The sequence below is a fragment of the Pseudonocardia sp. genome (assembly GCF_035305885.1).
In the GTDB taxonomy this organism is placed as follows: domain Bacteria; phylum Actinomycetota; class Actinomycetes; order Mycobacteriales; family Pseudonocardiaceae; genus Pseudonocardia.
On the sequence record NZ_DATGOP010000118.1, the window covers coordinates 114,252 to 132,197 of the forward strand.

Below are 17,946 nucleotides of genomic sequence, written 5' to 3' on the forward strand. Positions count from 1 at the left end.
CCGGTCTACCCGTTCGCGGTCACGGCACCGTCGGCGAGGCCGGCCACCGGCCCGATGACGATCACGGCGGGCGGGTTGATCCCCTGTTCGCGCACCTCGTCGGCCACGGTGGCGAGCGTCGCGCGAAGGCTGCGCTGGATGCGCATCGTGCCGTCCTGCACCACGGCCACCGGCGTGTCCGCCGGGCGGCCGCCCGCGATCAGCGCCTGCGCGAACGCCCCGATCCGCTCCACCGCCATGAGCAGCACCAGCGTGCCGCGCAGCCGGGCGAGCGCGGACCAGTCGACGAGGCTGCGCGGGTCGTCCGGTGCGACGTGCCCGGACACGACCACGATCTCGTGCGCCACCCCGCGGTGGCTCACCGGCACGTCGGCGACGGCCGGGACGGCGAACGCGCTCGTCACCCCCGGCACCACGGTGACCGGCACACCGGCCTCGGCGCAGGCGAGCGCCTCCTCGAAGCCGCGACCGAACACGTAGGGGTCGCCGCCCTTGAGCCGCACCACGAACTTCCCGGCGCGGGCGTGCTCGATCAACAGCTCGTTGATCCGCGCCTGGTTCATCGCCCGCCCGTACGGGATCTTGGACGCGTCGACGACCTCGACGTGCGGGGCGAGCTGGTCGAGCAGGTCGCGCGGGCCGAGCCGGTCGGTGATCACGACGTCGGCGCGCGAGAGCAGCCGCCGCCCGCGCACGGTGATCAGCTCCGGGTCGCCCGGCCCGCCACCGACCAGCGCGACCCCGGGTCGCACCGGCTCGGCGGCGTCGTCGACGACGCCGGCGTGCAGGGCCTCCACCAGCGCCGTGCGCACCGCGGCCGAGCGACGCGGGTTGCGCCCGGCGAGCACGCCGACGGTGAGCCCGTCGTGGCTGCCGACGGCCGGGGTGACCGCGGTGCCCTGCGGGGCGTCGTCCGCGCGCACGCAGAACACGCGCCGCTCCAGTGCCTCGGCGCCCACCCGCGCGTTCACCGCGGGGTCGTCGGTGCACGCGATCGCGTACCACGCGCCCTCCAGGTCGCCGGCGCGGAACCCGCGCGCCGTCCAGCGCAGCTCGCCCGCCGTGGCCATCGCCTCGACGGCCGGCGTGACCTCGGGCGCGACGACCTCGACGTCCGCCCCCGCTGCGAGCAGCCCGCCCAGGCGGCGCTGGGCGACGGCGCCGCCGCCGACCACGACCACGCGGCGCCCGGCCAGGTCCAGGCCGACGAGATAGGGATCCACGCGCGACATCATCCCGCGACCGCGTGTCCGTGCCCGGGGCCGTTCCCGTGTCCGTGGCCATGGCCATGACCAGAACCGTGACCGTGGCCGTGCGCCGGGTCGTCGGGGTGGTGGTGCGGGGTCTGCGGCGCGCCCAGCTTGTCCTCGAACCCCGGCAGCAGGACGCGGTAGGCGCAGGTGTCGCAGTTCATCCGGATGTCGCCGTGCAGTGCCTCGTGGTAGCGCTCCAGCACGAGCCGGGCGAGCTCGGGGCAGTCGCCGATGTGGCGGGCCACCCGCACGTCGAGATCCGGGTGCTGCGCGGCGAACGCGCGGGCCTGCTCCCCCACCCGGCGCGGCAGCACGCCGTCGAACAGGAAGTACGGCGCCACCACCACCCGCCGTGCCCCGAGCGCCCGGCAGCGGGCGAGCCCGCCGGGCACGTCCGGGCCGGTCAGCGAGACGAACGCGGGCTCGACGAATTCGTAGCCGCGGCCCTCCTGCAGCAGTCGCGCGACCTTGCAGACCTCGGCGTTGGCGTCGGGGTCGGTCGATCCGCGGCCGACGAGCAGCACGGCGGTGCCCTCGGCGGGCGCGACCTCGCCGACCCGGGCCGCGACGACCTCCTGCAGCAGCGGGTGCGGGCCGAGCGGCCGGCCGAAGAGGTAGCCGGTGGCCGGGTCGCGCACGACCTCGCGCTGCAGGGCGGCCGGGATGTCGCCCTTCGCGTGCCCGGCCGCGACCAGCACCATCGGCACCGCGGCGAGCGTGGTGTGCCCGCGCCCGGACAGCTCGGTCCACGCCTGGTGGACGGTCGGCGCGGACAGCTCGATGAACCCGCCGGCCACGTCGACGTCCACGAGCCCGCGCACGCGGTCGGTGAACGCGACGAACTCCGCGACCCCGGTCGCGTCGACGGTGCCGTGGCCGACCAGCAGCAGCGGCGGCGCCATCAGCGCACCGCCTCGTCGTCGGCGTACAGCAGGGCGTTCACGGAGGCGGCCGCGACGGCGGCCCCGCCCCGCTCGCTCCGGTTGCTCACCGCGGGCAACCCCGACCCGCGCAGCGCGGCCTTCGCGGCCACCGCGCCGACGAACCCGACCGGCAGCCCCACCACCAGCGGCGTGCGCACCAGCCCCTCGGCGGCGCAGCGCACCAGCTCGTGCAGGGCGGTCGGCGCGTTCCCGATCGCCCACACCGCGCCGTCCGGGTGCCGGGCGACGGCGGCGCGGATCCCGGCCGCGGACCGGGTGAGCCCGTCCTGAGGCTCCCCGGCGAGGTCGAGCGCCACCACCGCGGGCCGCGCGGTGACGCCCGCGGCCACCATCCGCACGTCGGTGATCAGGGGCGCCCCGGCCAGCAGGGCCGCGCGTCCGGCGCGCAGGGCGTCCTCGTCGGTGACCAGGTCGCCGACCCACGTGGTGTCGGCGCTGGTGTGCACGACGCGCTCGACGACCGCGCGGGTGAGCGGCGGCAGGTCGGAGGTGTCGAGCCTGCTGCGCAGGATCGCGTACGACTCCTGCTCGATGGGGTGCACGGCGGCGCGCGCGTTCACGGTTCTCCTCCCCGGGTGTCCACGCCCGGACGGGGTCGGTGGTGGGTACGCCGCGCGAGGTCTGGCTCCCCGCGAGCCGGGCTCACGGGTCACAGTGGCGGGACCGCCCCGGGTTCGCACCGGGTTCCCGCGCAGCCGGGGAAGCCTATCCCGGCGCGGGCCCCGCGATCCGGTCCCGTGCGCGAGGTCGCAGCCCGTCCGGCTCGGGCGGCACGCCGATCACGTCGAGGAAGGCCGTCGCCGCCGGGGTGCGCCCGTCCCGGCTCCAGGCGACGTGCTCGACGCGGACCGGGGCGTCGCGGACCTCGATCGGGACGACACCGGTGAGCTGCGGCGCGTGGGCGGACGGGACCAGGGCGACGCCGAGGCCCTGCTCGACCAGCCGGGCGGTCAGGTACGCGGTGGTCACCTCGTAGGCGACCTCCCGGTCGAGCCCGGCGGCCGCGAACGCCTCGTCGGACTCGGCGCGCCCCGCACTTCCGGCGGGCAGGTCCACGAACGGCTCCGACGCGAGCCGCCGCAGGTCGACCCACGACTCCGCGGCGAGGGGGTGGTCGGGCGCGACCAGGGCGACCAGCCGGTCGCGGGCGAGTTCGCGCGACGCCACGCCCTGCGGGCGCGCAGTGGGCGGGAGCCCGAGGAAGGCGACGTCGAGCGTTCCCCGGGCGACCTGTTCGACGAGCTCCTCGCTGCGGCCCGCGCGCACGCCGACGCGCACGTGCGGGTGGCGCTCGCGGAACGCGCGCAGGGCCCGCGGGACGTCGACCGCGGCGACGGTGGAGATCACGCCGACCGTGAGCCGCCCGCGCACCTCCCCGACCGCCGCGGCGACCTCGGCGGCCGCCCGCTCCGCGGCGTCCAGGCATTGCCGGGCCGCCGGCAGGAACGCCGCGCCCGCCGGGGTGAGCCGCACACGGCGGCTGGTGCGCTCGAACAGCCGCGCCCCGAGCTCGCGTTCCAGGCGCGCGATCTGGTGGCTCAGCGCGGACTGGACGACCAGGCACCGCTGCGCGGCCCGCGTGAAGCTGTTCGTCTCGGCGACGGCGACGACGTAGCGCAGCTGCTGGAGCTCCATCCATCGATCTTCTCTCGCGATCGATGAGATGACGAGCATGCATTGGACTCATTGATCGACCGCGGTGAGACTTCACTCGGGATCCCGAGACCCTGCACCTGCGAACGATCAGAGGAAGAAGATGGCGACGCAACGACACCCGCGCCCGTGGGCGGGGGTCTCGGCGATCACGGCCAGCCTGTTCGTGTTCCTGACGACGGAGCTGATGCCCGTCGGTCTCCTGACCCCGTTGAGCTCGAGCCTGGGCACCTCGGTGGGGGCGGCCGGGTTGATGGTCACCCTGTACGGCATTTCGGCCGGGCTCGGCGTGCCGTTCCTCGTGGCCTGGACCCGGCGCATCGACCGCCGGGCGCTGCTGTGCACGCTGCTCGCGGTGCTGGCCGCGGGCAACCTGATCACCGCGGTCTCCCCGAACTACCCGCTGGTGCTCACCACCCGGCTCGTCATGGGGTTCGCCAGCGGCGTGTTCTGGGCGATCGGCGTGAGCATGGCGATGCGCATCGTGCCGCAGCGCCACGCGGGCCGGGCCGCGGCCGTCGTGATGTCGGGCATCTCGATCGCCACGGTGGTGGGCATCCCGCTGGGGACGATCGTCGAGAGCCTCACCGACTGGCGGACGACGTTCCTGATCTGGGCGGGCCTGGCCGTGCTGGTGCTCGCCGCGGTCGCCGCCACGGTCCCGTCGCTGCCGTCGGACAACGCCGTGTCGGTGCGGGAGGTCTTCCGGCTGCCGCTGGTCAACGCGCGGTTGCGCCTGGTGCTGGTCGCCGTCGTGCTGTTCGTGCTCGGCCACTTCGGGGCGTACACGTTCGTGCGTCCGGTCCTGGAGAGCGGGGCGTCCGCCACGCCCGCCTTCATCACGGCGGCCCTGATGGTCTTCGGGGCCGGGGGCGCCATCGGCAACTACGTCGCCGGGTTCACCGTGGCCCGCAGCCCGAGGGTCGGCTTCGTCGTCGGCGGCGCGGTGCTCGTGGGATCGCTGCTGGCGCTGCTCGCCGTGGGCGACGGACGGATCGCCGCGATCGCCCTGCTCGCCGCCTGGGGGATCGCGTTCGGCGTCGTGCAGCTGTCCCAGCTGGCCATGACGCAGGGGGCGGCGCCCGACACGTTCGAGGCCGCCATGTCGCTGAACACGCTGGCGTACAACACCTCGATCGCGGTGGCGGCGTTCCTCGGCGGGTTGCTCGTGGACGGCCTCGGGGTCCGCAGCGTCATGTGGTTCGGCGTTGCGCTGACGGCGGCGGCGCTGCTGGTCGCCCTCGGGGCGCACCGGCGAGCGACGGCCGACGCGGGCCTCACCCGGGCGTGACCCCGGGGCGCGCGGGCGCCGCGCTTCAGCTCCAGCGGTAACCCCGGGGCGTCACCATCCGCCCCGCCACCATCCGCGTCGCCGAGGACCCGACGACCACGGTCGTGAGCATGTCGACCTCGGTCGGGTCGAACTCGGAGAGCGGGGCCGTCCACACCCGCTGCCCGGCCCGCGCGGCCTGGCGGACGGCCCCGACCGGGGTGGTGGGCGGGCGGTGGGCGCGGAAGGCGTCCAGGGCGGCGGCGAGCTGCCAGTGCCGCTCGCGGCTGCGCGGGTTGTAGAAGCAGGTCACGAGGTCGGCCTCGGCGGCGGCCGCGATCCGCTTCTCGATGACCGGCCACGGGGTGTGCAGGTCCGACAGGGAGATGAGCACGTGGTCGTGCCCGAGCGGGGCGCCGAGCAGCGCGGCGGCGGCGAGCGCGGCGGTCACGCCGGGGACGCCGACGACCTCGACGTCGGCCCCGGCCCGCTGCAGCGCCGGGCTCGCCATCGCGTACACGCCCGCGTCGCCGGAGCCGATCAGCGCGACCGCGCGGCCCTTCGCGGCGAGGGCGACCGCGTCCGCGGCGCGCTGCTCCTCCTCGCCCAGGCGGCTCGCGCGGATCTCGGTGCCGGGGCGCAGCAGGTGGCGGACCTGTTCGACGTACTGGTCGAGGCCGACCACCACCGAGGCGCGCCGCAGCTCGGCCTCGGCGCGCGGGGTCCGCAGGTCGGCGGCACCCGGGCCGAGCCCGACGACCGCGAGCCGGCCGCGGGGGCGGATGCGGGCGGCCGCGACCGTCACGTTGTCTCCCTTGATCTTCGGCACGACGAGCTCGACCGGCGCCCCGCCCGCGAGCTCGGCCGCGGCGTGCAGCGCGGCCGCCTCGGCGACGCTCGGCGTGCCGACCTCGGCGCGCACCACCTCGCTCGGGTTGGGCACGGCGACCTCGGCGAGCAGCTCGGCCGGGTAGGTGTGAAGCGGTGCGGGCGCGATCGCGGCGAGGATCCCCTCCTCGTCGGCCTTGCGGTCGACGCTCGCGTACGCGCGCACGGCGCGCAGGTCGTAGCCGTGCTCGGTCTCGATGCGCCGCAGCGCGGCGGTGACGGTGGCGGCGGGCACTCCGCGCGCGGACCCGATCCCGACGACGAGCGTCTTCGGCACGATCCTGGTCGCGCCGACCTCGACCCGGTCGGTGACGACGATGCGGTGCGGCTCGCGGGCGTCGCCGCCCCCACCCGGCAGGGCCGGCAGCGGGAACGCGAGGGGGTTCTCCACCACCGCGGTGCCGTCCAGGAGCGCGCGCCCCGCCGCGGCGGCGTCGCCGTCGACCACCGCGTCCAGCGCGGCGGCCAGCGCATCGAGGCCGCTCGCGCCGGTGGCGTCGGACGCGGTGGTGACCACCGGTTGGCCGCCGAGCAGGGCGGCGACCCGCTCGGCGAGCGCGTTCGCCCCGCCCTCGTGCCCGCCGGTGAGCGCGACGGCGAAGCGGCGGGCCTCGTCGACGCAGACGACGCCGGGGTCGGTGCGCTTGTCCGCGAGCAGCGGCGCGATCAACCGGACGGTGGCGCCGGTGGCGAGGAAGAACACGGCCGCGTCGAGCCGCGGCCACAGCGCGGGCAGCTCGTCGAGGGCGTGCACCCGGGCGCCGAGCGCGGGGGCGAGTTCGGCCGCGGCCCGCCTGCCCGCGTCGGTGACGGCGAAGAGCGCGATCGCGCGCGGCCCTTCCAGGTCGGGTGGCCCTTCCACGTCGGGCGGCACTGCCGGGTCGGTCACTTCATCCCCCAGATGACGGTGATCGGGTTGGTGGCGGCGAGGCGGACCGACCCGTCCGGCAGGTCGGCGAAGCGGGACGCCGCGACCTGCACGCCGTCCACGGCGAGGCCCGCGGCCCGCAGCGCCGCGCGGGTGGGCGCGACCCGGTCCAGCGCCGCGAGCGCGACGACCACCCGCTCCGGTCCGGCGGCCGCCGCGGCGGCGACCACGTCCGGCCCGCCGCCGCCGACGAACACCGCGTCCGGGCGGGGCAGGCCCGCCAGCGCCGCGGGCGCCTCGCCTGTGACGACGCGGACGTCGACGCCGTGCCGCGCCGCGTTGGCCGCGATCCGCGCCGCGTCGTCGGCACGCCGCTCCACGGCGAGCGCCGCCGCGCCCAGGCGCGCGCACTCGACGGCCACCGAGCCGGAGCCTGCGCCCACGTCCCACACGAGGGCGCCGGGGCGGGGCGCCAACCGGGCCAGCGCGAGCGCGCGCACCTCGGCCTTGGTGACCATGCCCGCGCGGTGGTCGAACGCGTCGTCGGGCAGGGCCCAACCGCCCGCGGGCGGGACCGGCTCGCCGCCCGCGCACCAGCCGCGCGGGGGCACCGCGTCCGCATCGCGGAGGCAGAGCACGACGGTGAGCGGGTGCCATTCGCGGCGGGCCGCCTCGGCGGCGGGCAGGGTGACCACCCGCTCCGCGGGGCCGCCCAGGTCCTCGGCCACCACGAGCGTGCGCGGCCACCCGTGGAGGGCCGCCCCGATCTCCGCGGGCCCGGCCCCGGGCGCGGTGAGCACGGCGACGGCGGGACGGGCGCGGCAGACGTTCACGGCGGCGCCGAGGTCGCGCCCGTGCGCGCTCACGACGGTGACGTCGTCCCACGAGCGGCCGATGCGGGCGAACAGCAGCTGCAGGCTGGAGCGCGCCGGGAACACCGCGGGGGCGTGGCCGCGCTCGCGCAGCAACCGGACGATCCCGAAGAAGCCGGGGTCGCCGCTCGCGAGCACGACGGCCCGCCGCCCGGCCAGCCGCTGCAGGCCGGCCTCGACCGGCCCGAGCACGACGCGCTCGGCGGTGGCGGGCACGGGAACGGTGTCGAGGTGGCGGGCGGCGCCCAGCACGACCTCGGCCCGGTCGAGCGCCTCCCGCGCGGGGGCGGGCAGCGGCGCCCCGTCCACGCCGATCACGGCGAGGGCACCCGACGCCGGTGGGCCGGGGTCAGGGCTCATGAGGTGCGGCGGGCCCGCAGCTCGCGGCGGGCGGCCCGGTCCGGCTTGCGGAAGGTGTGGAAGTGGCCGGGGTGGTAGAGGTGGCTGCGGGTGCCGCTCGCCGCGAGGGCGGGGCCGACCAGGAACAGGGTGTGCCGCCACAGCTTGTGCTGCTTGCAGACGGCCTCGACCTCGTCGAGCCGGCACCGCAGCGTCAGCTCGTCCGGCCAGCTGGTGCGGTGGGCGACGATCACCGGGGTGTCGTCGGGGTAGCCACCGGCCCGCAGCTCGTCGGCCATCTGGCCGGAGCGGGCGGCGGACAGGAAGATCGCCATCGTGGTGCCGTGGCGGGCGAACTCGCGCAGCTTCTCCCCCGGCGGCATCGGCGTCTTGCCGCCCTCGAGCCGGGTGAGCACCACCGACTGCGCGACCTCCGGAATGGTCAGCTCCCGCCCCGCGACCGCGGCGGCGGCCGCGAACGCCGACACCCCGGGCACGATCTCCACCTCGAGCCCGAGCTCCACGGCCGCGTCGTACTGCTCCTGCACCGCGCCCCACAGCGACGGGTCGCCGGAGTGCACGCGGGCGACGGTCAGGCCCTCCGCGGCGGCGCGCCGGTAGAGCGCGAGCACGTCCTCGTGCGCGATCTGCGAGGAGTCGACCAGCTCGGCGTCGGGCCGCGCGTGCTCCGTGACGCACTCGGCCGTCACGAGGCTCGCCGCCCAGATCACCACGTCGGCCTCGGCGATCCGCCGTGCGCCGCGCAGCGTGATGAGGTCGGCCGCGCCCGGCCCGGCCCCCACGAACGTCACCTTCCCGCGCTTCACGGCGGTCAGTCTGTGCTGCCCGCCTGCGCCGCGTCCATCCGGGCGGGCGGACTGCGATGTTGCCCTCACCCGGGCCGCAGCCCCGTCCGGTGCAGCCCCGTCCATTGCAGCCCCGTCCATTGCAGCAAGGCCACCTTCCCGCCACGACCTCGCGTGAAGGTGGCCTTGCTGCAATCCCCCGACGGGTCTTCTAGGCGGCCGCCACCCGGCCGGCCACCGCGGCGTCCAGGGCCTTGACCGAGGTCTCCAGCGCTGTCTGCAGCACGTCCTGCCGCCGCCGCGGGTTCATCAGGTTGCCGCCCATCGCGCGCAGGTCCTCGGCGCCCGGGGCCAGGACGGTGACGCGGGTGCCCCGCTCGCGGACCGCGCGCACCTCGGCGTCGAGCCAGCGGGTGAGCAGCCTGCGCACCTGGCGCTCGACGATCGCGACCGGGTCGGCGGGGCGGTCGTAGTCGTAGCTCGCCATCGGCGCGAGCACGTACACCTCGTCGAGCACGGGCGCCCCGGGCCGGGCGAGCAGCGCGAGCGACGTGGCCGAGGCGACGCCGCCGTCGACGTAGCGGCGGCCGCCGATCACCTGGGGTGCGAACCAGCCGGGGATCGCGCAGGAGGCGAGCACGGCGTCGGCCACCGACGCGGCCGGTGCGCCCGGCCGTCCGAACACGACGCGGCGCCCGGAGTCGTAGTCGACCGCGACCACCCACAGCGGCTTGCCGCGCACCCAGCCGTCGGCGCGCGCCCTACCCCTGGCCTGCAGGACGTCGACCATCCGCACGAGCGAGGTCATCCGCCGCCGCCCGAGCGGCAGCAGGCCGGACGCGGCGACAACCGGGTTCATCCGGCAGGGCGAAGCGGCGGCCGCGGCGAGCAGCCGCGGCGACCCCAGCCGCGGCAGCGGCACCGGGGGCCGCCCGTCGCCGGACTCGCGTTCGATCGCGCGCAGCTCGGGCAGCTCGCCGGGCCTGCGGTCGTCGTCGCGGGCCGAGTCGGCGCCGCGCTGGTGGGCGATCAGCTCGGGGACGTCCACCCCGCACCGCAGGGCCGCGCCGAGCACCGCGCCCGCGCTGGTGCCGAGCACGAGGTCGAGCTCGCCGAGGGGCCGGTCGAGGCGTTCGGCGAGGGACCCGAGCGCGCCGGCGGTCCAGGCCGATCCGAGGAGTCCCCCCGCGCCGAGCACGAGCCCGATCCGGGGGCGGCGCCGGCGGGAACGGGGGCGGGGCGTGGGCGTGTCCGGCACGGCGACCTCCCCGTCGAGCGTCGGTTACCGAACGGTAGCAAGCACGTCGCCTGCGCGACATCCACTGATCAGGCACCCGGTGGCGGCCGCGAGCGCAACGCGGAGTGACGAGGCGCGGCGCTCAGCCGCTGATACAGCGCACGAACCGCGCCACCGCCGCCGGTGCGCCCGCGGGGTGGGTGTGCAGGAACGACGCGTGCACGCCGCCCGCGACGAAGCCCTCCGGCTCCGCTCCCCGCCACCCCCAGGCCGCGCCGTCGCCGGCACGCGGGGTGACGGTCCAGCGGTGGAACTCGTGCCCGGTCACCCGCGCCCCGGCGGGGTGCAGCGCGGAGTCGGTGAGCGCGACGGCGTCCCGGTAGCCGAGGGTGAGCCGCTCGGCGCGGGTCGCGGCCGCCGGGAGCACGCCGCACATGGGCGTGCCGTCGAGGGTCCGGCACAGGTACAGAAGCCCGCCGCACTCGGCGTGCACCGGTGCGCCTGCCGACGCGAGCCGCCGCACCTCGGCGAGCAGCGGCTCGTTGGCCGCGAGCCCGGCGACGTGCTCCTCCGGGAAGCCGCCGGGCAGTACGAGGCCGCCGGTGCCCGGCGGGAGGGCGGTGTCGCGCAGCGGGTCGACGGTCACCGGCTCCGCGCCCGCGGCCGAGAGCAGCTCGACGTGCTCGGCGTAGCCGAACGTGAAGGCCGGCCCGCCGAGCACCGCGACGACCCGGCGGGGCCCGTCCGCGGCGCCGCCGACGGCGTCGTGCGGCGACCAGGCCGGCCCGGCGGGCAACGGCGCGGCGAGGCCTGCCACGGCCTCCAGGTCGATGTGCGCGGCCACCAGGTCCGCCATCGCGTCGACCGCCGCCACGGCCGCGGCACCGTGCTCGGCCGCGGTGACGAGCCCCAGGTGGCGGGACGGCACCTCGAGGGCGTCCCGGCGCGGCAGGGCGCCGAGCACGGGCAGCCCGGCCTCGTCGGCCGCGGCGCGCAGCACCTCCTCGTGGCGCGCGCTGCCCACGCGGTTGAGCACGACCCCGGCGATGCGCGTGGCCGGGTCGAACGAGCGGAAGCCGTGCAGCAGCGCGGCGAGGCTGCGCGCCTGCCCGCGGCAGTCGACGACCAGGAGCACCGGGGCGCCCAGCAGCCCGGCGACCTGGGCCGTCGACCCGGCGCCCCCGCCCGCCCCGATCCGCCCGTCGAACAGGCCCATCACGCCCTCGACGACCGCGATCTCGGCGCCCGCCGCCCCGTGGCGGGCGAGCGGCACGATCCGGTCGGCTCCCACGAGAACCGGGTCGAGGTTGCGGCCGGGCCGCCCCGCGGCGAGCGTGTGGTAGCCGGGGTCGATGTAGTCGGGCCCCACCTTGAACGGCGCCACCGCGGTGCCCCGGCGGCGCAGCGCGGCCATCAGGCCCGTGGCGACCGTGGTCTTGCCGCTCCCGGACGCGGGCGCACCGACGACGATCGCGCGCGGGCTCACCGGTGGCCGAGCACCGGGTGCGGCACGTACGGCGCCTCGAGCGCCGCGATCTCGTCGTCGGACAGCTCCACGTCGACGGCGGCGACGGCGTCCTCGACGTGGCCGGGCTTGGTGGCGCCCACGATCGGCGCGCTCACCGCCTCCTTGTGCAGCAGCCACGCGAGCGCCACCTGCGCGAGCGGCAGGCCGCGGGCCTGCGCGACGTCGGCGACCGCGCGCACGACGGCGTCGTCGGCCTCGGTGTACATGCTGTCGGCGATCGGGTCGCTCCCGGAGCGGGTGGTGGTGCGCTCCTCGGGCAGCCGCGCGAGCCGCCCGCGGGCCAGCGGGCTCCACGGGATCACGCCGACGCCCTGGTCGAGGCAGAGCGGGTGCATCTCCCGCTCCTCCTCGCGGTAGATCAGGTTGTAGTGGTCCTGCATGGACACGAACCGGGTCCACCCGCCCAGGTCGGCCGTGTGCTGTGCCTTCGCGAACTGCCAGGCGTACATGCTGGAGGCGCCGATGTAGCGGGCCTTGCCGGCGCGCACGACGTCGTGCAGCGCCTCCATCGTCTCCTCGATCGGGGTCTCGGGGTCCCAGCGGTGGATCTGGTAGAGGTCGACGTGGTCGGTGCCCAGCCGCCGCAGCGAGTTGTCGATGCCCGCCAGGATGTGCTTGCGCGACAGGCCCCGGTCGCCGGGGCGGTCGCTCATCGGCGAGTAGACCTTGGTGGCGAGCACGTAGTCCTCGCGGCGCGGGAAGAACTCGCGCAGCAGCGTCCCGGTGATCTGCTCGCTCACGCCGAGCGAGTAGACGTCGGCCGTGTCGAAGAACGTGATGCCCGCCTCGACCGCGCTGCGCACGAGCGGCCGCGCGGCGTCGATGTCCAGCACCCACTCCCGCCAGCTCGGCGTCCCGTAGCTCATCATCCCCAGGCAGATCCGCGAGACCTGCAGGCCCGTCGAGCCCAGTCGGGTGTACTCCATGCGGCTTGTCTACTCCTGGCCCGTGGCCGTGGTCTCGTCGCCCTCCGCCGCGGCCCGCAGGGGACTACGGTCGGCGCATGGACGTCGCGAACGCACCCGAACGGCACCGCTACGAGGCCCGGATCGACGGGGAGCTCGCCGGCATCGCACAGTACCGGGAGTCCGACGGCCTCGTGACGTTCGTCCACACCGAGGTCATGAGCGGGTTCGAGGGCAAGGGCGTCGGCAGCCGGCTGGTGCGCGGGGCGCTCGAGGACGTGCGCGCGCGGGGCCTGAAGGTGCGCGCGGAGTGCGAGTTCGTGAAGGGGTACCTCGAGAAGCACCCCGGCGACTACGACGACCTGCTCGCCCCGTAGCGCCGGTAGCGCAGAGGCACCCGGTCACCACTCGATGCCGCGCTGCCCCTTCTGGCCGGCGTCCATCGGGTGTTTGATCTTGGTCGTCTCCATGACGAGGTCCGCGGCCTCGACCAGCTCCGGGGCCGCGTCCCGGCCGGTGATCACCACGTGCTGGCGGCCCGGGCGGTTGGCGAGCACCTCGACGACCTCGTGCACGTCCACCCACCCCCACTTGATCGGGTAGGTGAACTCGTCGAGCACGTACAGGTCGTGCACCTGCGCCTCGAGCCGCCTGCGGATCTCCGCCCAGCCCTCGGCCGCGGCCGCGGCGTGGTCGGCCTCCGAGCCCTTCTTGCGCGCCCAGGACCAGCCCTCGCCCATCTTGTGCCACTCGACCGGCCCGCCCTCGCCGGTCTGCTCGTGCAGCCGGCCGAGCGCGCGGAACGCGGCCTCCTCGCCGACCTTCCACTTCGCCGACTTGACGAACTGGAACACCCCGATCGACCAGCCCTGGTTCCAGCCGCGCAGCGCGAGCCCGAACGCGGCGGTCGACTTGCCCTTCATCTCCCCGGTGTGCACGACGACGAGCGGCCGATTGCGGCGCTGGCGGGTGGTGAGCCCGTCGTCGGGGACCGTCACGACCTGACCCTGCGGCATGTTCCCTCCCTATGCGGCTCGAGCGGCGCGCACGACGCCCGCGACCTGGTCGGCCGACAGCTCCGCCAGGCCCAGCACCGGGCCGCCCGCGGCGGCCGCGACCCGGGCGGCGAGGCCGAGCCGGACCGGCCCGCTCTCGCAGTCGACCACGATCGTCGCCACCCCGTCGGCGGCGAGCAGGCCGGCGGCCCGGCAGGCGTCCTGCACCGGGTCGCCGCCGGGGCGGGCCGCGACGGTGGCGCGGCCGTCGGTGAGCACGACGAGCAGGGCGCGCCGCCGCGGGTCGCGCACCCGCTCGACGCGCAGCACGGCCCGCGCCCGCAGCAGCCCGTCGGCGAGCGGGGTGCGTCCCCCCGTGCGCAGCTGGGCGAGGCGGGCCTGGGCGGCGGGGACGCTGGAGGTCGGCGGCAGGACCAGCTCGGCCCCGCCCGCCCGGAACGCCACCAGCCCGACCTTGTCGCGGCGCTGGTAGGCGTCGCGCAGCAGCGACAGCACCGCCCCGCTCACCGCGGCCATCCGCCGGCGGGCCGCCATCGAGCCGGACGCGTCGACGGCGAACAGCACGAGGTTGCCCTCCCGGCCCTCGCGCTCGGCGCTGCGCAGGTCGGCCGCGTGCAGCCGCAGCCCGGCGCCGGTGCGGCCGCGGGTGCGCTGGTGCGGGGCGGCCGCGGCGATCGTGGCCGGCAGGTGCAGGTCGGCGGCGCGCCGCGGGGCGGCCCCGGAGGCCCGCACCACCCGGCCGGTGTCGGTGCGCGCCCGGGACCGGCGGCCGGGCGCGCCGTCGCCGATGCCGGGCACCTGCAGCAGCCGCGCCCGGAACGGGGCCGACGCCGGGGGCGCGGCCTGCGGGCGGCCGTCGCCCGCCGGGCGGGCGGTTCCGTCGGCGGCGTCGGACCGGGAGCCGGTGACCTCGGGGGCGTCCCCGTTCTCGGGGACGCCCCCGCCGCCCGGTCCCCCGTCGTCCGGGCCCCCGTCGTCGGGGCCGTCGGGCGGTTCCTGCTCGGCCGCCTCGCGCAGCGCGTCGTCGAGGGCCTGGTCGTCCATGCCCGGCTCGTCGAACGGGTCGCGGCGGCGCCGGTGCGGCAGCGCGAGCCGGGCGGCGACGCGCACGTCCTCCTCCTCGACCGCGTCCGCCCCGCGCCACGCCGCGTGCGCGGCGGCGGCCCGGGCGATCACGAGGTCGGCACGCATCCCGTCGACGTCGAACGCCGCGCAGACGGCCGCGATGCGCCGCAGCTCGGCGTCCGGGAGCACAACGGTGCCGACCCGCTCGCGCGCCTCGGCGATCCGCCGGGCCGTGGCGCGCTCCTGCTCCTGCCACGCGGCGCCGAACGCGACGGGATCGGCCTCGAACGCGAGCCTGCGCCGCACCACCTCCACCCGGGTCTCCACGTCGCGGGCCGCCCGCACCTCGACGGTGAGCCCGAACCGGTCGAGCAGCTGCGGGCGCAGCTCGCCCTCCTCCGGGTTCATCGTGCCGACCAGCAGGAACCGGGCCGCGTGCGACACCGACACGCCGTCGCGCTCCACGTGCGCCCGTCCCATCGCCGCGGCGTCGAGCAGCAGGTCGACGAGGTGGTCGTGCAGCAGGTTGACCTCGTCGACGTACAGCACGCCGCGGTGCGCCTCGGCGAGCAGCCCCGGCTGGTAGGCCCGGACCCCCTCCGACAGCGCCCGCTCCAGGTCCAGCGAGCCGACGAGCCGGTCCTCGGTGGCGCCCACCGGCAGCTCGACGAGCCGGGCCGGGCGGACGTCACCGGCCCCGCCCGCCGGGTGGGGCCCGTCGGGGCAGCGCGGGTCGGGCGCGTTCGGGTCGCAGGCGAACCGGCACCCGGGTACGACGTCGAGCGCGGGCAGCAGCGCCGCGAGCGCGCGCACCGCCGTCGACTTCGCGGTGCCCTTCTCGCCGCGCACGAGCACCCCGCCGACGCCCGGGTGCACGGCGTTGAGCAGCAGCGCGAGCCGGAGGTCGTCGTGGCCGACGAGGGCGGAGAAGGGGAACTGCGGACCGGTCACCCGGCCGAGCCTGCCAGAGAGGTGGTCACGACCGGGAGGTCGGCGGGCGCACCGTGATTGATGACATGTTCAAGTGCGCGGATGTCGATGTGCGCCTCGACGAGGTCGGCGAGCACGTCGAGCTGGGCCGCGCGGTGCGCCGCGAACGAGGTGTCCGGGGCGGCGACGAAGCCGGTGCGGCCGGCCTGCTCGGCGACGCGACGCAGCAGGGCGCGGCGGAAGCCGTCGTTCTCCAGCAGGCCGTGCCAGTGGGTGCCGAGCACGGTGCCTGCGTCGGAGCCCTCGCCGGGAAGCAGCGGCGGGTCGCCGTTGCGCACGACCCGGCCGTGGTGGATCTCGTACCCGCGGACCGGCTCGCCCCACGCCGTGGACTCGGGGGTGCCGAGGTGCTTCTCGGCGTCGAAGGCGACGTCCAGGTCGAGCAGGCCGAGCCCCTCGGCGTCGCCGCCCTCCACCCCGTGCGGGTCGAGGATGCGCGTGCCGAGCATCTGGTAACCGCCGCAGATCCCGAGCACCGGGCGCCCGGCGCGGGCGTGGGCGACCACGGCGTCGGCGAGCCCGGTGCGACGCAGCCAGGCGAGGTCGGCCACGGTCGCCTTGGACCCGGGCAGCACCACGAGGTCGGCGTCGGCCAGCCGGGAGGGTTCGGTCACGTACCGGACGGCGACGCCCGGCTCGGCGGCGAGGGCCTCGGCGTCGGTGGCGTTGGAGATGCGCGGCAGCCGCACGACGGCCACCCGCAGCCACTGGCTCCCGAGCGGCGGCGAGGGCCTGCCGAGCACGCCGTCGGCCACGGCCGACAGCGAGTCCTCCGCGTCCAGCCACAGCCGTTCCTCCCACGGCAGCACGCCGAGCGTGGGCCGGCCGGTGAGCGCGGCGAGCTGGTCGAGGCCGGGCGCGAGCAGCGCCGGGTCGCCGCGGAACTTGTTGACGACGAACCCGGCGACGCGCGCCTGGTCGGCGGGGTCGAGGACGGCGACGGTGCCGAACAGGTGGGCGAGCACCCCGCCGCGGTCGATGTCGCCGACGATCACGACCGGCAGGTCGGCCGCCTGCGCGAGCCCCATGTTGGCGATGTCGTTCGCCCGGAGGTTGATCTCCGCAGGGGAGCCGGCCCCCTCGCACACCACCACGTCGAAGCGGGCGCGCAGCTCGGCGAGGCTCGCCGTGACGACGTCGAGGAGGGCGGCCTTGCGCCCCTGGTAGGTGCGCGCGTCGACGGTGCCGTCCACCCGCCCGCGCACCACGACCTGGGAGCTGCGGTCGCTGCCCGGTTTGAGCAGCACGGGGTTGAACGCGACGCTCGGCTCGAGCCCGCACGCGAGCGCCTGCACCGCCTGTGCGCGGCCGATCTCGCCGCCGTCCGGGGTGACGACGGAGTTGTTCGACATGTTCTGCGCCTTGAACGGCGCGACCGGGACGCCCCGGCGCGCGAGAAGCCGGCAGATCCCGGTGACGAGGGCGCTCTTGCCTGCGTCCGAGGTCGTGCCCGCCACCAGCAGAGCGCCACGCATGGGGTCAGTATCGTCGCCGGTGTGAGGTTCCTCCTGCGGCCCGGGTGGATCGCCCTGATCGTGGCGGTCGTCGGGTTCGCGGTCGCCGCGTTCACGCTGCTCGCGCCGTGGCAATTCGGCCGCGAGGCGCAGCGGGAGGCCCAGCAGCGCGCGATCGACGCCGCGACCGCCATCCCGCCCGTGCCGTTCGCGGAGCTCGTGCCCCCCGGGGACCGGGTGACGCCCGAGGACGAGTGGCGGCAGGTCACGCTCACCGGCACCTACCTGCCCGAGGGTGAGGCGCTGGTGCGGCTGCGGGTGGTGGACGGCCAGCCCGCCGTCGAGGTGCTCACGCCGTTCCGCACCGACGACGGGCGCGTCGTCACCGTCAACCGGGGCTCGGTCACCGCCGCCACCGGGGCCACCGTGCCCGACTACCCCGCCCCGCCCGACGGACCGGTCACGCTGACCGGCCGGCTGCGGCTCGACGAGACCGACCCGAGGGACCGCGCCCCCGCCGAGGTCGACGGGCACCGGCTGATCTACGCCTCCGACTCGCGCGCGCTCGCCGCCGCGACCGGGCTGCCGGTCGAGCCCGGGTTCGTCGCGCTGGCGGCCGAGCAGCCGGGCGTGCTTCGGCCCCTGGAGATCGCGCCGACCGCGGGCGGGGACGCGCCGTTCACCAACTTCTCCTACGCCCTGCAGTGGATCACGTTCGGGGTGATCGCGCTGGTGGCGCTCGGCTTGTTCGTCCGGTTGGAGCTGCTGCAGCGCCGCGGCGCGGACCGGCGGGCCGAGAAGGCCGCCCTCCGCCGCGCGCTCGCCGGGGAGGACGAGCCGGGCGGCCGTTGAGCACCA

At 76.8% G+C, this 17,946-nt stretch carries 16 protein-coding genes and 1 riboswitch; of the genes, 3 read left to right on the top strand and 13 right to left on the bottom strand.

The window, feature by feature from the left end; all coding sequences use genetic code 11:
• Window positions 1-5: 5 nt before the first annotated feature.
• The 4 genes from cobA to VKZ81_RS26965 all read right to left on the bottom strand — a co-directional run bounded on the left by cobA (window position 6) and on the right by VKZ81_RS26965 (window position 3,832).
• A complete protein-coding gene (cobA, locus tag VKZ81_RS26950) occupies window positions 6-1,232 on the bottom strand; it encodes a uroporphyrinogen-III C-methyltransferase (RefSeq protein ID WP_324244570.1) in 1,227 nt (408 codons plus the stop codon).
• On the bottom strand, window positions 1,232-2,155 hold the full coding sequence (locus VKZ81_RS26955; RefSeq protein ID WP_324244498.1) for a sirohydrochlorin chelatase: 924 nt from the start codon (window positions 2,153-2,155) through the stop codon (window positions 1,232-1,234). Before VKZ81_RS26955 ends, cobA begins: the two co-directional genes overlap by 1 nt.
• The gene (locus tag VKZ81_RS26960) at window positions 2,155-2,757 is read right to left on the bottom strand and encodes a precorrin-8X methylmutase (RefSeq protein WP_324244499.1); all 603 of its coding nucleotides are present in this window, start codon (window positions 2,755-2,757) and stop codon (window positions 2,155-2,157) included. The genes VKZ81_RS26955 and VKZ81_RS26960 overlap by 1 nt, the downstream gene beginning before the upstream one ends.
• A gap of 75 nt (window positions 2,758-2,832) precedes the next feature.
• Window positions 2,833-2,885, bottom strand: a riboswitch (cobalamin riboswitch).
• 17 nt (window positions 2,886-2,902) lie between these two features.
• The gene (locus tag VKZ81_RS26965; protein ID WP_324244500.1) at window positions 2,903-3,832 is read right to left on the bottom strand and encodes a LysR family transcriptional regulator; all 930 of its coding nucleotides are present in this window, start codon (window positions 3,830-3,832) and stop codon (window positions 2,903-2,905) included.
• Between the two features lie 121 nt (window positions 3,833-3,953).
• Between VKZ81_RS26965 and VKZ81_RS26970 the strand changes: the two genes are divergently transcribed.
• On the top strand, window positions 3,954-5,141 hold the full coding sequence (locus VKZ81_RS26970; protein ID WP_324244501.1) for an MFS transporter: 1,188 nt from the start codon (window positions 3,954-3,956) through the stop codon (window positions 5,139-5,141).
• Window positions 5,142-5,166: 25 nt separating this feature from the next.
• Here VKZ81_RS26970 and cobJ read toward each other — a convergent pair whose 3' ends face one another.
• From cobJ to VKZ81_RS27000, 6 genes are all read right to left on the bottom strand, one after another.
• Window positions 5,167-6,897 (bottom strand): precorrin-3B C(17)-methyltransferase, encoded by a 1,731-nt coding sequence (gene cobJ / locus VKZ81_RS26975; RefSeq protein ID WP_324244502.1) that lies wholly within the window; start codon window positions 6,895-6,897, stop codon window positions 5,167-5,169.
• A complete protein-coding gene (cbiE, locus tag VKZ81_RS26980; protein ID WP_324244503.1) occupies window positions 6,894-8,108 on the bottom strand; it encodes a precorrin-6y C5,15-methyltransferase (decarboxylating) subunit CbiE in 1,215 nt (404 codons plus the stop codon). Before cbiE ends, cobJ begins: the two co-directional genes overlap by 4 nt.
• Entirely contained in the window at window positions 8,105-8,914 is an 810-nt protein-coding gene (cobM, locus tag VKZ81_RS26985; RefSeq protein WP_324244504.1) for a precorrin-4 C(11)-methyltransferase, read from the bottom strand. The genes cbiE and cobM overlap by 4 nt, the downstream gene beginning before the upstream one ends.
• 190 nt (window positions 8,915-9,104) lie before the next feature.
• Window positions 9,105-10,151 (bottom strand): patatin-like phospholipase family protein, encoded by a 1,047-nt coding sequence (locus VKZ81_RS26990; RefSeq protein WP_324244505.1) that lies wholly within the window; start codon window positions 10,149-10,151, stop codon window positions 9,105-9,107.
• A 121-nt stretch (window positions 10,152-10,272) separates the two neighbouring features.
• The gene (locus tag VKZ81_RS26995; protein WP_324244506.1) at window positions 10,273-11,616 is read right to left on the bottom strand and encodes a cobyrinic acid a,c-diamide synthase CobB; all 1,344 of its coding nucleotides are present in this window, start codon (window positions 11,614-11,616) and stop codon (window positions 10,273-10,275) included.
• Window positions 11,613-12,584 carry an aldo/keto reductase gene (locus VKZ81_RS27000; protein WP_324244507.1) on the bottom strand — a complete coding sequence of 324 codons (972 nt, stop codon included), beginning with the start codon at window positions 12,582-12,584 and terminating at the stop codon, window positions 11,613-11,615. Before VKZ81_RS27000 ends, VKZ81_RS26995 begins: the two co-directional genes overlap by 4 nt.
• A 5-nt stretch (window positions 12,585-12,589) precedes the next feature.
• On the opposite strand from VKZ81_RS27000, the gene VKZ81_RS27005 reads away from it, so the two are divergent.
• The gene (locus tag VKZ81_RS27005) at window positions 12,590-12,940 is read left to right on the top strand and encodes a GNAT family N-acetyltransferase (protein WP_324244508.1); all 351 of its coding nucleotides are present in this window, start codon (window positions 12,590-12,592) and stop codon (window positions 12,938-12,940) included.
• Window positions 12,941-12,964: 24 nt separating this feature from the next.
• Here the strand turns inward: VKZ81_RS27005 and cobO are convergent, their stop codons facing one another.
• The 3 genes from cobO to VKZ81_RS27020 are packed head-to-tail and all read right to left on the bottom strand — an operon-like array spanning window position 12,965 to window position 17,109.
• Window positions 12,965-13,579: a cob(I)yrinic acid a,c-diamide adenosyltransferase gene (gene cobO / locus VKZ81_RS27010; protein WP_324244509.1), complete on the bottom strand. Its 615-nt coding sequence runs from the start codon at window positions 13,577-13,579 to the stop codon at window positions 12,965-12,967.
• A 9-nt stretch (window positions 13,580-13,588) separates the two neighbouring features.
• On the bottom strand, window positions 13,589-15,595 hold the full coding sequence (locus VKZ81_RS27015; protein ID WP_324244510.1) for a putative cobaltochelatase: 2,007 nt from the start codon (window positions 15,593-15,595) through the stop codon (window positions 13,589-13,591).
• The gene (locus VKZ81_RS27020) at window positions 15,592-17,109 is read right to left on the bottom strand and encodes a cobyric acid synthase (protein ID WP_324244511.1); all 1,518 of its coding nucleotides are present in this window, start codon (window positions 17,107-17,109) and stop codon (window positions 15,592-15,594) included. Before VKZ81_RS27020 ends, VKZ81_RS27015 begins: the two co-directional genes overlap by 4 nt.
• A 21-nt stretch (window positions 17,110-17,130) precedes the next feature.
• Between VKZ81_RS27020 and VKZ81_RS27025 the strand changes: the two genes are divergently transcribed.
• Window positions 17,131-17,940 carry an SURF1 family cytochrome oxidase biogenesis protein gene (locus VKZ81_RS27025; RefSeq protein WP_324244512.1) on the top strand — a complete coding sequence of 270 codons (810 nt, stop codon included), beginning with the start codon at window positions 17,131-17,133 and terminating at the stop codon, window positions 17,938-17,940.
• Window positions 17,941-17,946: the final 6 nt, after the last annotated feature.